Source organism: Arthrobacter sp. NPDC058130, from assembly GCF_042884475.1.
GTDB lineage: Bacteria > Actinomycetota > Actinomycetes > Actinomycetales > Micrococcaceae > Arthrobacter.
This window is the reverse complement of sequence record NZ_JBHVTV010000010.1, coordinates 91,007-105,316: the sequence shown is the minus strand read 5'-3', so window position 1 is coordinate 105,316 and position 14,310 is coordinate 91,007. Positions and strand designations below refer to the sequence as shown.

The window sequence follows — 14,310 nt, the reverse complement described above, 5'->3', positions numbered from 1 at the left end:
CATCCTGCATGGAGGTCAGGACTTACCGGTGCGGGGAACGCCGGTGGCTTTTTTGGAGCCGATGAACCGGAAGTAGGCAAAGCCCAGGCCCAGCAGGACCAGCACGGTGATGGCCTGGACGGCCAAGGGGCTGCCGGTAGCTACGGCAACTGCAGCCTGGACCTCTGACTTCACCATCACGGGAGGTTCGGTGGGCGTTGCGATGACGGCGGGGGCTGTGGAGGGCGCCGGCGTCGGAGTGGGCGAGGGGGTCGGCGTCTCAGACGGGGTTTCCTGCACGGGTTCCACGGGCGCCGGGACCACGGGGGCCACGACCGGCGGTGTTTCGACGACTGGGGCCGGGACTACGGGAGCCACAACGGGCGGCGCTACCGGCGGGACCACGGGCGCCGGGATGGTTGCCACCGGCGCGGGCGGTGTCTCAACGGCCGGCGGCGGGGTTTCCACCGGAGGCGGAGTGAAGACGGGTTCGGCCGGCGTAGTCGGCGTAGGGGCTGGCCCCGGTTCGGCAGGCGTCGGGGAGGGTGAAATCGCCGTCGCCAACGGGCTAGGGATCACCAAGTCATCGGCGCTGGCGGCTGTTGCCGTGCCCATCACTGAAGCGGCCAGGAGCAGTGCTCCCAGCCCGGTCCGTATGGACTTCTTTCGGCTGCACGACGTCATCGACAGTCCCTCCCCCACAGTGCGAGATTGAATCAGGTGTGCGTTATGCGGCCAACACTAACGTCCTTGTCGGCAGAGCCCCAGTGATGCACGAGGTCCCAGTCTACTCGAAGGTAAGAGTCAGGCTGTTCATTGTGATGCTACCCGCACTCCCGAAAGTGTGGCCAGAGCGCCACGCGGACCGGGTTAGGCTGGATGAATGCTCCCGTTCAGCCGCCGTATTTCCGCCCGCATTGCCTTGGTTGCGGCGACCGCCGCGACCGGCCTGACTATGACGTCATGCTCGCCGGTGGTGGACGTAACACCCGCGAAGGATGCCGCGAACGCGGCCTGCGCGCCCATGATGTTGGCCCTTCCGGACGCAATCGGCGATGCCAAGCTGCGCAAGACGAATGCCCAGGCCACGGCGGCGTGGGGCGATCCATCCGCGGTGATCCTTCGCTGCGGGGTCAATGTACCGGGACCCACCACGGACCGCTGCGTAAGCGTGAACGGCGTCGACTGGGTCATCAAGGAGGGCAATCCGGTGTGGACGCTGACGACGTTCGGCCGCGAACCGGCCACGGAGATCCTGATGGATCCGGACAAGATCAGTTCGGCCACCGTCCTGGCAGACCTCGCCAACGCCGCGCAGAAGATCCCGGCAACCCGTAACTGCGTAGGCCAGGAAGACCTCCAGAACCTGCCGTCCAGTAAATAGGCCTGGCGCCCGCGAGTGGGCCCACGCCGGCAGGGTTCCCTGGCCGAAGCGGAGCGAGGTTAGGGTGCCGGTGGGTGGGCCCCCGCCGGCAGGGTTCCCTGACCGAAGCGGAGCGAGGTTAGGGTGCCGGTGGGGACTAGCGCAGGCCGGTCTTGCGGTGCAGTGCGAGGTGGATCAGCTCGTCGATCAGCTCCGCATACCCCAGGCCTGAGGCCTTCCACATCTGCGGGTACATGCTCTTGGGCGTAAACCCGGGCATCGTGTTGATCTCGTTGATGATCAGTTCGCCCTCAGGCGTGTAGAAGAAGTCGACCCTGCTCAGTCCCTCTCCGCCGACGGCGTCGAAGGCGACGGCGGCCAGTTCCCGGACCCGGGTGATCGCTTCCTCGGGGAGGTCGGCCGGGCAGCTGAGCGCGGCGGCGTCGTCCACGTATTTGGCGTTGAAGTCATAGAACTCGTGCCCGCCGCCGGCCACGGAAATCTCGCCCGGCATGGATGTCCGGGGAGCATCGGTTCCCCTGCCCTCCAGCACGGCGCATTCAATTTCGCGTCCCGTGATGCCGGCCTCGATGACCAGCTTGGGATCGTGCTCGCGGGCCGCCGCGATTGCGGCGTCCAGGCCCCCGAGGGAATCCACCTTGGAGATGCCCATGGAAGAGCCCGCCCGGGCCGGCTTCACGAACACCGGGAAGCCCAGCTGGTCCACGCGCTTGCGCACGGACTCCGGATCATTGCGCCACTGGCGGTCGGTCACGGCGATGTACGGTCCCACGCGGAGCCCGGCCGACTCAAAGACCACTTTCATGAAGTGCTTGTCCATGCCGACCGCGGACGCGAGCACACCGGCACCCACGTAGCGGGTGTCAGACAGTTCCAGGAGTCCCTGGATGGTGCCGTCTTCGCCGAACGGCCCGTGCAGCAGCGGAAAGACGACGTCCACTGCGCCGAGCTCCTGCGGGACAGTGTTCGGGGAGGCGACGATCAGCTGGTGCTCGCCGCCGATCTCGGCCAGTGCCACGGTCTGTGCCGACGGCGCCACTTCAGGCAGCGACGACGCCGAGAGCGACCACTCGCTCGTGGCGCCGGACGCCAAAACCCACTGGCCGGTCCTGGCGATTCCGATGGGGATGACGTCGTACTTGTCCTTGTCGATGGCGCCCAGGACGCCGGCGGCTGTCACGCAGCTGACGGCGTGCTCGCTGGAACGGCCGCCGAACAGCACCGCCACGCGGGGTTTGGACTGGCCCGTACGGCCTTCAGTGCTCATGTTGTTCTCTGACACGCTCAGTAATCGCCTTCGGGTTTCAGGTCCCGGGACAGCAGCAGCGGACCCAGTTCGTCTACGGACAATTTTCCGGCCAATACAGCGACGACCGCTGCCGTGATGGGCATGTCGACGCTAAGCTTGCCGGCGAGTTCGTGAACCGCCTGGCTGGACTTGATGCCTTCAGCCGTTTGCTTCATTTCGGCGGTGACCTGCTCGAGGGTCAGCCCCTTGCCGAGCAGCCTGCCGGCCGTGTGGTTTCGGGACAGCGGGGAGGAGCACGTGGCCACGAGGTCACCCAGTCCGGCGAGTCCCGCCATGGTCCGGGCCTCCCCACCCAGGGCGAGCGTCAACCGGGACGTCTCGGCCAGGCCCCGGGTGATGACGGAGGCCTTGGTGTTGTCCCCCATCTGCTTGCCCTCGCAGATTCCCACGGCCAGGGCGATGACGTTCTTGACGATCCCGCCAATTTCGACGCCGACCACATCGTTCGTGGTGTACGGGCGGAAGTAGGGCGCGGTGCAGCTGCGGGCGATCCAGCCAGCCGTGACCGGATCCGTGCAGGCCACGACGGAGGCCGTCGGCTCTTCCCGGGCGATCTCCATGGCCAGGTTGGGGCCTGACACCACGGCCACCCGGTTGGCGGGCAGCTCAAGTTCCTCGCAGATGACCTCGCTCATGCGGGCATCGGTGTGCAGTTCGAGGCCCTTCATCAGGGAAACGACGACGGCGCCGGGCGCCAAATGCTGCTTCCAGGCCTGCAGTTGGGGCCGCAGGGTTTGCGCCGGAACGGCCAGGATGACCACTTCCGCGCCGGCCAGGACCTCCGCGACGTCTGTGGACGCGGTGATGCTGGAGGGAAGCGTGATCCCCTTCAGGTACTGCTCATTGCGGTGCAGGGTGTTGATCTGCGCCACGACTTCCGGGCGCCGGCCCCAGAGGCGGATGTTTCGTTCGACCCCGGAGGCGGTGGCGGCGTCGGCGACGACCTTGGCGAAGGTCGTGCCCCAGGAGCCTGCTCCCAGGACGGCCACGGTGGTGGCGGAATCGGATCCGCCGCTGGCCGCCGTCACGCGACGCCGTCCGGGTCAGTTCCCGTGGCGGCGCTCGTGTCTGCAGTCGTGCCCGTGTTCTTGCCGGCGCCCAGGTCGGCGCTGGGGCCTGTGCCGGTGCCTTCGGCTGTGCTGGAGTTGCTGTCCGTCTTGGTGCCGGCGGCCGCCTCCGGCGCGGCGTCAGCGCCGGCGTCGTTACCTGCGCCGGCGTCAGCGCCGGCAATGGTGGCAGTGCCCGGCGTTTTGCCCAGCTCGACCATACGGCCGTGCGTGGACTGGTTGTGCGCGGCCGGATCCCAGCGCTGCGCGGGCGGCTGTTCGCCACGCAGCTCCGCCAGGAGGGCCGTAATGGCGTCCATGATGACATTCGTGGCCGCCGTGAGCGTCGCCTTGTCCCGCGGGCGGCCTGCAAAGGCGCTCAGGTCCACGGGATCCCCCACCACCAGGCGGGAGGTCTTGCGGGGGAAGACGTAGAGACGCTTCGCATACCGCGGGAAGACCTCTTGGGCGCCCCAATGGGCCATGGGCACCACGGGAATGCCACTCTCCAGCGCCATGCGCGCGGCACCGGTGTGACCCTTCATCGGCCACAGCCCCGGGTCCCGGGTCAGGGTTCCCTCGGGGTAGATGACGATTGCCCCGCCTTCGTTCACGATCTCCTTGGCGAGCTGCAGCGAACGGTTCGCCCCCGTCGTCGAGCGTTCCACCGGGATCTGCTTGGTGGACCGCAGGACCGCGCCCACAACAGGCACCTTGAACAGGCCGGCCTTAGCAAGGAAGTGCGGCATCCGCTTCTGGTTATAGAGCATGTGCCCCACCACCAGGGGGTCGATCTCCGTGCAGTGGTTGGGCACGGCGATGAAGCCCCCGGCGGGGAGTTTCTCGAGGCCTTCCCACTTCTTGTTCATCAACAGGTTCATCAGCGGCCGGACGATCCCGGCGACTGCCACAAACGTGGCGTGGCTCTTGGCCGATTCCTTCACCAGGCCCCCGCTACTTGGCTGACGTGATGTCGAAATCGGCGCCCAGGCCCGCGAGCTTCTCGGTGAAGCGCTCGTAGCCGCGGTTGATGATGTCGATTCCCGTGACGCGCGAGGTGCCGGTGGCGGCCAGCGCGGCAATGAGGTGGCTGAACCCGCCGCGCAGGTCCGGGACATCAATGTCGGTGCCCTTGAGCTGCGCCGGTCCGGAGATGACGGCGGAGTGCAGGAAGTTGCGCTGGCCGAAGCGGCACGGCACGCTGCCGAGGCACTCGCGGTGGACCTGGATGTTGGCACCCATGCGGATCAGCGCGTCGGTGAAGCCAAACCGGTTCTCATAAACGGTCTCGTGGACGATCGAAACGCCCTCGGCCTGGGTCAGTGCGACGATGAGGGGCTGCTGCCAGTCCGTCATGAAGCCGGGGTGCACATCCGTTTCGAGGACCAGCGGGTTGAGCTTGCCGCCGCGGTGGTAGAAGCGGATGCCGTCGTCGCCGATGTCCATTCCGCCGCCGACCTTGCGGTAGGTGTTCAGGAACGTCATCATGTCGCGCTGCGTGGCGCCTTCGACAAAGATGTCGCCGCGTGTGACCAGGGCGGCAGAAGCCCAGGAGGCCGATTCATTGCGGTCCGAGAGGGCACGGTGGTTGTACCCGCCGAGGTCCCGGACACCTTCGATGCGGATGGTGCGGTCAGTCTGGACGCTGATGATCGCGCCCATCTTCTGCAGCACCGCGATGAGGTCCACGATTTCCGGCTCGGTGGCCGCGCCGGAGAGCTCGGTGATGCCTTCGGCGCGGGTGGCGCTCAGCAGGACCTGCTCAGTGGCGCCGACGGACGGGTACGGCAGGGCAATCTTGGCGCCCTTGAGCCCGTTCGGCGCGGAGATGTGGATGCCGCCGGGGCGCTTTTCCACGACGGCGCCGAACTGGCGCAGGACATTCAGGTGGTAGTCGATCGGACGGTCGCCGATCTTGCAGCCGCCCAGGTCCGGGATGAAGGCCTCGCCGATGGCGTGGATCAGTGGCCCGCACAGCAGGATCGGGATACGCGAATCGCCGGCGTGGGCATCGATGGCCGTGCTGGAGGCGGTCTTGGCGCCCTTCGGGTCAAGAGTCAGGTCGCCGGTGACGGGGTCCTTGTCGACCCTGACGCCGTGGAGCTGGAGCAGGCTTGTGACAACCTCGACGTCCTTTATTTCAGGCACGTTGCGCAACACCGACGGTTCGTTGCCCAGAAGGGCGGCAACCATGGCCTTGGGGACAAGATTCTTGGCCCCGCGAACGGTGACGCGGCCAGTTAGCGGGACGCCTCCGCGGATTGTCAGAACACTACTCATATACCGGTTTCCTCACGACTACTCGCCCCCAAATCCTTACAAAGGCTCCAGCTAAGCATAGGAGCATCCGTTACCGATCTGAAATACAGAGCGGTTCGACTGGCCTCGTGTTGGGTTTGCCTGGGCGGATATACGGGCCCGTGCGGCGCGGCATGTGGCGCCGCACGGACCGCGGTGTCAGCGAGGGCTGCCGCCGAGCAGGCGGGCACGCTGCTGTGGATCTTCCGCCGCTGTACAGGCCGCCACGGCCAGACCAAACGCACCGTCCAGCACCGCCCGGTCTGCAGAAGCGGATGACCCGTAGGCGGCGAACTCCGCTGTGTGGTGGGCTGCGCCGCCCACGTCGTAGCCGAGTAGCGGGTGGATGCTCGGCACCAGCTGAGAGACGTTGCCCATGTCCGTGGAAGCCACCGGCTTGGCGTCGGAAGTGACGTCCCTCCCCCGGACGGCCATCGCCGCGCGGTAGGCCTCGGAGAGGAAACTGTCCTGCCGCAGCTCGGCGTACGCGTTACCGGCAGGTGTGACCGTAACCGTGGCGGCACTGGCAAGGGCACCGGCCTCGAGGCAGCGCCGCACTTTTTCCTCGATCACCCGGAGCGTCGCAATGCTCGGCGAGCGCATTTCCACGCTGGCCCGCGCCCGCTCAGGGATAACGTTGACGGCGCTCCCGCCTTCCGTGACGATCAGCGACACGATGGAGCCTGGCGGAAGCTGCTGCCGGGCCAGGGCAATCGCCGTTTGCGCGACCACCAGTGCGTCCAGCGCGTTGATCCCTCCCGCCGGTGCCGCCGCAGCGTGTGCCGGCCGCCCCTCATACAGCACATCCCACATGCACATGGCCAAGGATGAACCGCCGATGACGTCCTCGGCGCCGGCATGGGCCATCATCGCCAGAGCCACGTCGTCGAAGAAGCCCTCCTCGATGAGATCCACTTTGCCCCCTGTCGTCTCCTCGGCGGGGGTGCCGAGCACCTTGACGGTGATGCCGAGGTCGTCCGCCACGGCGGCCAGTGCCAGCGCCGCCCCCACGGCACTGGCGGCGTTCACATTGTGTCCGCAGGCATGTCCAATGGCCGGCAGGGCGTCGTATTCGACGCAGAGGGCAACCACCAGCTCACCGCTTCCGTACCGGGCACTGAAAGCGGTCGGAAATGCAGGCTGGGGGCCGTCAAAACTGAAGCCGGCGGCCCGCAACAGCACGGCGGCCCGTTTGGCGGCCCGGAACTCTTCGCCGCTGAGTTCCGGATCGGCGTGGATCGCATGGCTCAGACGAAGAATCTTGGGCTGCCAGCGCTCCAATGCCGCGGAGATGCGGCCGTGGATCCCATCCCCGCAGGCAGGGGCAAGGCCTGCCTGTGTCAGCATTGCCGGGCTCACGGGAGGACCTCCGCTGGCTGACGCTTCGGGTAGCGTGCGGAGGCCGCCGCAGCGATCAATGCAGCCACTGCGAGCGCTCCCCAGATGGATAGGAGGCCGCCCTCAGTGATGCGCCCGGACTCCGCTGACGACGACGAGAGGAGCTTGACGACGGCGGCGCCCACCGCAATGCCGACCGAGAGGGCCAGCTCGTTGACTCCTGCCGCCGTCGAGGTTTCCTCCAGTGCCACACCCTCGACAGACAGCGAGCGGGTCCCGGCCTGGTACATGCCAAGGCTCAGGTTGAACATGGCGAACCCGACACAGTACCCGGTCAGGGAGGCGTGCGCCGCGATCATCGCCACAAAACCACCGGCCAGCAGCAAGCCCGCGAAGACCAGCGTGGCACGCTCGCCGAACACCTTGAGGGCCCGTGCGGTCAACAACGACGACACGAATGAGAGTACGGATGCGGCGGCAAGGACAATGGCAATCATGAGTGGGCTGAGAGCAAATCCATAGCCGGTCTTGTCCGGGTTGGCGTGCAGGAAAATGCCATTGGTTCCGAAGTAGCTGATGGACGCGAAGCCGAAGAAAAAGGTGGCCAGCGAGACTGCGCGGATACGCGGGTTCGCAAGCATGCGCAGATCCACGAACCTTTTGCCGCGCTCTGAGCTCCGGGCGTCTGTCAGGGCCCAGAAAGCCAGCAGTACGAGTCCAACCAGACCGGATCCGAGCGTCCGCGCATCGAGCCAGCCCCAGTCCGGCCCCATCGAAAGGGCGACGACAAAGCCGATCAGGCCGACGGAACAGGCCAGCAGGGGCACCAGGGCAATGCCCTCTCGGGTGGGAGTTCCGGCGTCGGGCAGCAGGAACGAACATACAAGGGCCGCGACGGCGAACGGAACCGCCACCCAGAAGCCGAGCGTGGGATCGCTGACCCCCACAATCCCCGCCAACAGTCCGCCTGCGCCGACCATGATCATGAGCATGCCTATCATCACGCTGACCCCGGTACGGGTGTGAGCTGGGCTGCTGACCCGCAGGATTCCCATCATCAGCGGGATGAAGCCCACGACGCAGGTGAGCAGCACGACGCCCACGGTCACGGTCGCCAGGGACGGCCACAGTGCCATCATGAGAACTCCCGCAGCGACTACCGCTGTTGAGCAGCGGAGCACCAGCCGGTAGCCGTAATTGTCTCCGAGCCGGGCGATGATGGGCGTGAGCACGGCGAAACTGACGTTGGAGATCAGGAAGATACCGTTGATGGTCGGATCATCGATCGACAAGACCGGCCCGAGGGCGGGCAGGATGGGGTTCAAGTACCCCTGGGTGACGCCGCTGAGCGATTCGATCACGGCCATCGCCACGACCATGCCGGTGATTGCCCGGCGGGTGACGGCCGCCGTCGTCGGTGGGGCTGTTTTGCTTGTCATGTTCTTCCTTGGGATTCGGGGCGCTTCGCCTGGGGTGATGCGAGTCACAACGTTATCCTCGGCACCATCCCTGGCCCCGATATTGATCTAAAACACCAATGCATCGAAAAATCTGAAACAATCAGCCATGATCTCCGAATTGGATCTCGAAATCGTAAATGCCCTGCAGATCAACCCGAGGGCCGACTGGGCTCGAGTGGGGGACGTCCTCGGCCTCTCCGGACCCACCGTCGCCCGACGCTGGAACGCGCTCGCGGAACAGGGACTCGCGTGGATCACCCCGTCTCCAGGGCCGCGGTACCTCAGTGCCGGCTGGTCCGCGTTTGTCTTTCTGTCCTCGGTGCCGGGCGAGCACGAGGCCCTCATCCAGCGGCTCTGCGCAGAACCCGCCTTTGGGACGGTATCCCTGGTGTCAGGAGCTCACGACTTGTTCGTGGACTGCTTCGCTTCAAGCCATGAAGAACTTATGGCGATTGTCACGGGCGCTTTCGCGGACCTGCCGGGTCTGACGCGCAGGGAGGTCGTCTTCGTCACGCAGCTTTATCGGCAGGCCTCGGAGTGGCGCAGCGGGACACTGGAACCAGCTCGGGCGCGGCTCATGGCGAAGGAGTCCGCCCCGCCACCACCCGCCTACGCCCCTGACCGGCTTGACGCCGCCCTGCTGGAGGAGCTCGCTCGCGATGGGCGGGCCAGTTGGGCAGAGCTGGGCGCTGCCTCCGGGGTGTCGCCCCAGACGGCCCGACGGCGGGTGGAACGGTTTCTGGCGTCCGGCTACATGACGATGAGGTGCGATACTTCCGTCGCCGGCCAGCAGGGCCTGCGGGAGGTGAGCCTGAGTCTCAACGTTCCTGCGACCCATGTGGACTCCATTGGCCGATACTTCGCCGGACTGCCAAGTTGCCGCTTGAGCGCACAGGTTCTGGGTACCCAGAACCTCTTGGTGACCCTCTGGGTCCGCGACTATCTCGAAGTCCAAGGGCACGAGCGGGAACTGGCAGCCCGGGCGCCGGGAAGCACGGTGATCACCCGGCAGGCTGTGGTGCGCACCTACAAACGGCTCGGACATCTGTTGGATGAGTCGGGGCGCAGCCGGGGTGTAGTCCCCCTGCCCCTGTGGCGGGAGGACTCGGCTCACGCCTTGCGTCGCCACGATGATTCCTGATGGGGGCGTCAAAAGGTAGGGCCTGCGGCGTCGGACGGCGCGGCGCGCCCGGCGCCTAAGTCTGAGGCGCAACAATACTGACGCCGATGGCCACACATGTGATGACCTCACCGTCCGAGTACCAGGCAGGATGCGCGGCTTCAGTACCACGTACAGGGCAGCCGTGCCCACGGCCAACGGCATCTGCAGGCCATTATCTGCAGGGCATTTAGGTTTCCGCAAGGCAATTACCGGGCCTCGGGACTCTGCACCCAAAAATGTCGTAGGTCGCAGGGACACTTGATTCATGGACGGCAATCAGGGGCCCGAAGTGGTTCCGGCAGGACACGGCGACACTCGCTTCAGTGCCGCCGGACGCGCTGCTGCTTCCGGGCCGGCGGCGGCGCGCCGTGTCGGCCGGTCCTTCACGGCCGACACCGCCGTCCCCGCCGTGTCTGCCGCCGTCCCCGCGTCTGCGGACGCTGCCTGGATCATCGACCGGATCCGGGTGCTGGAGGACGTGAAATCGGCGGCGGCGGCTGAACAGGCCCGCCTGGCCGTGGAGTTCGACCTGCTCCAGCGCCGCGCCCAGGCCGACGCCGGCATGCCCGCCAAGGATCTCGGCGCCGGGATCGGCGCGCAGATCGCCCTCGCCCGGCGCGAATCCCCCGCCAAAGGCGGCCGGCTCCTCGGCCTGGCCAAAGCGCTCGTGACCGAGATGCCGCACGCCCTTACCGCCCTGGAAACCGGGATGTTGAACGAATGGCGCGCCACCCTGCTGGTGCGCGAGACCGCGGGCCTGGCCGCGGCGGACCGGGCCGCCGTCGACGAACAGCTCGCCGCCGACACCGGCACGTTCGACGGCGTAGGCGACCGGTCCCTGGTGGCCACCGCCCGGGCCGCCGCGTACCGGCTCGACCCCCGCACCGTCACCCAGCGCGCCGCGCACGCCGCCACCGACCGGCACGTCAGCCTCCGCCCGGCCCCGGACACCATGTGCCGGCTCAGCGCCCTGCTCCCGGTCGCCCAGGGCGTCGCCGTCTACACCGCCCTGGCCCGGCACGCCGAGACCCTCCGCAACGCCGGCGACCCGAGGGGCCGGGGGCAGCTGATGGCCGACACCCTGGTCGAACGCGCCACCGGCACCCCGGGCGGGATCACCGGGGTCGAGATCCAGGTCGTCATCACCGACCGGAGCCTCCTCCAGGCCGACTCCGAACCCGCCCGGCTCCCGGGCTACGGCACCGTCCCCGCCGGCTGGGCCCGCACCCTCATCAAAGGCCCCAACCCCGACCCTGCCAGTGCGCCGGGCGCCACCGCCGACGGATGCCCGGGGCCCGCGAGTCCGCATAGACCCGGCGGCGCAGCCGGTGATTGCCCGGGTGCCGGGCGTCCAGAGAGACCCGGTGACATGGGCGGAGCTCCCGCCGATGACACCGCGTACAAAGTCTGGCTCCGACGGCTCTACACCCACCCCGGCAGCGGGGAGCTCGTCGCGATGGACTCCCGCGCCCGGATCTTCCCGCCCGGGCTCCGCCGCTTCATCCAGGCCCGGGATGACACCTGCCGCACCCCATACTGCGACGCGCCGATCCGCCACCTGGACCACATCACCCCCTGGCACCACGGCGGCCAAACCACCCAGAGCAACGGCGCCGGACTCTGCGAAGCCTGCAACCACACCAAGGAAGCCCCCGGCTGGACCGCACGCCCCGTCACCACACCAGGGTCGGCCAGCGGAACCGGCACGGGTAGGCACGCCATCGAACTCACCACCCCCACCGGCCACACCTACAAATCCACCGCCCCGCCCCTGCCCGGAACACCGCTTGCAGCTGGCGCGCGTTCCGGCATTCTCCCGGTGGGGAACGCGCTGTCCGCGGCAAGCCTGTTGGCACCGTTTCCCCGAGGGACGGGCCTCCCCGAATCCCGATACCGGAGCCTGCTCCGGCATCGGGCGAAGGCACTCAAGCTCGGTTAACGGCCTGCGGCTGCGGTGGCATAGGACGGGTGAACTTCGTGTTGGAGGGCCAGCCCATGAGAGCTGCGAGCACCAGACCCGCAAAAAAGCGAGTGCCGCCGTCGAGTCTTTCAACTCGACGGCGGCACGTCATAAGTACGCCAAAGACCGAAGCCCAAGGGGCCCGGGGTTCTCGGTTCTCGCCCCGTTACCCCAGGCTGGTAGCCCTGGGAGGGAGCCTCAGGACAACCGGGCGGGCAGCGTCTTGGGCTTGAAGGAGGGCCGGGTGGCCTCGTACGCCGTGATGTCGGATTCGTGCTGCAGCGTCAGCCCGATGTCATCCAGGCCTTCCAGGAGGCGCCACCGTGTGTAATCGTCAATCTCGAACGGAGCCACAATGTTGCCGCACTGCACGGTCTTGGACACGAGGTCCACCGTAACCTCGGTGCCGGGGGCGTTCTCAAGCTCCTTCCAGATGAGCTCAATGTCATCCTGGGCGACCTCGGCGGCGAGCAGGCCCTGTTTGCCGGAGTTGCCGCGGAAGATGTCGGCAAAGCGGGAGGACAGGACCGCCTTGAAGCCGTAGTCCTTCAGCGCCCAGACGGCATGCTCGCGGGACGAGCCGGTGCCGAAGTCGGGGCCTGCCACCAGAACGGACCCCGCGTTGAACGGCGCCTGGTTCAGGATGAAGGACGGGTCTTTGCGCCAGGCGGCGAAGAGCGCGTCCTCAAAGCCGGTGCGCGTGATGCGCTTGAGGTACACGGCGGGGATGATCTGGTCCGTGTCGACGTTGCTCTGGCGCAGCGGGACACCGATTCCGGTGTGGGTGGTGAACTTTTCCATGGCGGATCCTTCGGGACTGTATGGATCGGAGCTAAGTGGATCGAGCTAAGTGAGGCTGTGCGGATCGGGGCAACAAGTCTGCGCGGCCGGGGCTACGCGGCGTCGACCCGGAGCGCCGCGGCCTCCGGGGCGGGGTCCAGATCCGACGGCGAACTCAGTGTGCCGCGGACCGCCGTCGCCGCTGCGACAACAGGCGAGACGAGGTGCGTGCGCCCGCCCTTGCCCTGGCGTCCCTCGAAGTTGCGGTTGGACGTGGAGGCGCAGCGCTCCCCCACTTCCAACTGGTCCGGGTTCATGCCCAGGCACATGGAGCAGCCGGCAAAACGCCACTCGGCGCCGAAGTCCTTGAAGACCTTGTCCAGGCCCTCGGCTTCGGCCTCGAGCCGGACGCGGGCAGAGCCGGGCACCACCAGCATGCGCACGGCCGGGTCCTTGGTCCGTCCCCGGACGATGTCGGCGGCGGCCCGGAGGTCCTCCATGCGGGAGTTCGTGCAGGAGCCCAGGAACACTGTGTCCACCCGGATCTCCTTCATCGGCGTGCCAGCCTCGAGCCCCATGTACTGCAGGGCGCGTTCGGCGGCGGCCTTGGCGTTCTCGTCGCCGAAGTCGTCCGGCGAGGGCACCTTCGCGGACAGGGACACGCCCTGGCCCGGGTTGGTCCCCCAGGTCACGAACGGTTCCAGGGTGTTGGCGTCCAGGTCCACCTCGACGTCGAACGCGGCGCCGTCGTCGGTGCTCAGCGTGTTCCAGTACTCGACGGCGGCATCCCACTCGGCGCCCTGGGGCGCGTGCGGGCGGCCGTACATGTAGTCGTACGTGGTCTGGTCCGGAGCCACCAGCCCGGCGCGGGCGCCGGCCTCGATGGACATGTTGCAGATGGTCATCCGGGCTTCCATGGACAGGGCACGGATGGCCGAGCCGCGGTACTCCAGCACGTAGCCCTGCCCGCCGCCGGTGCCGATCTTGGCGATGACGGCCAGGATGATGTCCTTGGCCGTCACCCCGGGGCGCAACGTGCCCTCGACGTTGATGGCCATGGTTTTGAACGGCTTCAGGGACAGCGTCTGGGTGGCCATGACGTGCTCCACCTCGGAGGTGCCGATGCCCATGGCGAGCGCGCCGAAGGCGCCGTGGGTGGAGGTGTGCGAGTCACCGCAGACCACGGTCATGCCCGGCTGCGTGAGGCCCAGCTGGGGTCCGACCACGTGGACGATGCCCTGCTCGGCGTCGCCGAGTGAGTGCAGGCGGACACCGAACTCCTGGCAGTTGTTGCGCAGGGTCTGGATCTGGGTCCGGCTCGTGAGATCGGCAATTGGCTTGTCGATGTCCAGCGTGGGAGTGTTGTGGTCCTCGGTGGCGATGGTGAGGTCCGGCCGGCGCAGCTTGCGGCCGGCGAGCCGCAGGCCTTCAAATGCCTGCGGCGACGTCACCTCGTGCACCAGGTGGAGGTCGATGAAAAGGAGGTCCGGCTGGGCGTTGGCTCCTTCGCCGTCCCCCTTGCGCACTACATGCGCGTCCCAGACTTTCTCGGCCAGTGTCTTTGCCACGGCCTGCTCCCTTCACTGCGGTAAGT

General features: G+C 67.4%; 11 protein-coding genes and 1 pseudogene. 3 read left to right on the top strand and 9 right to left on the bottom strand.

Annotated elements, in window-relative coordinates; translation table 11 throughout:
* Nucleotides 1-15 precede the first annotated feature (15 nt).
* On the bottom strand, nucleotides 16-405 hold the full coding sequence (locus ACFVTM_RS16585; protein ID WP_390204741.1) for a hypothetical protein: 390 nt from the start codon (nucleotides 403-405) through the stop codon (nucleotides 16-18).
* A 457-nt stretch (nucleotides 406-862) separates the two neighbouring features.
* On the opposite strand from ACFVTM_RS16585, the gene ACFVTM_RS16580 reads away from it, so the two are divergent.
* Complete coding sequence (locus ACFVTM_RS16580; RefSeq protein ID WP_390204739.1) at nucleotides 863-1,363, top strand: DUF3515 family protein; 501 nt, start codon at nucleotides 863-865, stop codon at nucleotides 1,361-1,363.
* A 136-nt stretch (nucleotides 1,364-1,499) separates the two neighbouring features.
* Here ACFVTM_RS16580 and ACFVTM_RS16575 read toward each other — a convergent pair whose 3' ends face one another.
* The 6 genes and pseudogenes from ACFVTM_RS16575 to ACFVTM_RS16550 all read right to left on the bottom strand — a co-directional run bounded on the left by ACFVTM_RS16575 (nucleotide 1,500) and on the right by ACFVTM_RS16550 (nucleotide 8,793).
* Complete coding sequence (locus ACFVTM_RS16575) at nucleotides 1,500-2,630, bottom strand: D-alanine--D-alanine ligase family protein (protein ID WP_390204738.1); 1,131 nt, start codon at nucleotides 2,628-2,630, stop codon at nucleotides 1,500-1,502.
* A 17-nt stretch (nucleotides 2,631-2,647) separates the two neighbouring features.
* Nucleotides 2,648-3,700: an NAD(P)H-dependent glycerol-3-phosphate dehydrogenase gene (locus tag ACFVTM_RS16570; protein WP_390204736.1), complete on the bottom strand. Its 1,053-nt coding sequence runs from the start codon at nucleotides 3,698-3,700 to the stop codon at nucleotides 2,648-2,650.
* Nucleotides 3,701-3,924: 224 nt separating this feature from the next.
* Nucleotides 3,925-4,662: pseudogene (locus ACFVTM_RS16565) on the bottom strand (lysophospholipid acyltransferase family protein); the annotation flags it as partial.
* Nucleotides 4,663-4,672: 10 nt separating this feature from the next.
* A complete protein-coding gene (gene murA, locus ACFVTM_RS16560) occupies nucleotides 4,673-5,998 on the bottom strand; it encodes a UDP-N-acetylglucosamine 1-carboxyvinyltransferase (RefSeq protein WP_028278332.1) in 1,326 nt (441 codons plus the stop codon).
* 177 nt (nucleotides 5,999-6,175) lie between these two features.
* On the bottom strand, nucleotides 6,176-7,363 hold the full coding sequence (locus tag ACFVTM_RS16555) for an amidohydrolase (protein ID WP_390204734.1): 1,188 nt from the start codon (nucleotides 7,361-7,363) through the stop codon (nucleotides 6,176-6,178).
* 8 nt (nucleotides 7,364-7,371) lie between these two features.
* Nucleotides 7,372-8,793, bottom strand: a complete 1,422-nt coding sequence (locus tag ACFVTM_RS16550) for an MFS transporter (protein ID WP_390204733.1) — start codon at nucleotides 8,791-8,793, stop codon at nucleotides 7,372-7,374.
* A 127-nt stretch (nucleotides 8,794-8,920) separates the two neighbouring features.
* On the opposite strand from ACFVTM_RS16550, the gene ACFVTM_RS16545 reads away from it, so the two are divergent.
* Both ACFVTM_RS16545 and ACFVTM_RS16540 read left to right on the top strand, forming a co-directional pair.
* Nucleotides 8,921-9,955, top strand: a complete 1,035-nt coding sequence (locus ACFVTM_RS16545) for an Lrp/AsnC family transcriptional regulator (protein ID WP_390204732.1) — start codon at nucleotides 8,921-8,923, stop codon at nucleotides 9,953-9,955.
* Between the two features lie 286 nt (nucleotides 9,956-10,241).
* On the top strand, nucleotides 10,242-11,915 hold the full coding sequence (locus ACFVTM_RS16540; RefSeq protein ID WP_390204731.1) for an HNH endonuclease: 1,674 nt from the start codon (nucleotides 10,242-10,244) through the stop codon (nucleotides 11,913-11,915).
* Between the two features lie 219 nt (nucleotides 11,916-12,134).
* On the opposite strand, the gene leuD is transcribed toward ACFVTM_RS16540, so the two are convergent.
* Together leuD and leuC are read right to left on the bottom strand one after the other, a co-directional pair.
* A complete protein-coding gene (leuD, locus tag ACFVTM_RS16535; RefSeq protein WP_390204729.1) occupies nucleotides 12,135-12,737 on the bottom strand; it encodes a 3-isopropylmalate dehydratase small subunit in 603 nt (200 codons plus the stop codon).
* 92 nt (nucleotides 12,738-12,829) lie between these two features.
* Complete coding sequence (gene leuC, locus ACFVTM_RS16530) at nucleotides 12,830-14,284, bottom strand: 3-isopropylmalate dehydratase large subunit (RefSeq protein ID WP_390204727.1); 1,455 nt, start codon at nucleotides 14,282-14,284, stop codon at nucleotides 12,830-12,832.
* Nucleotides 14,285-14,310: the final 26 nt, after the last annotated feature.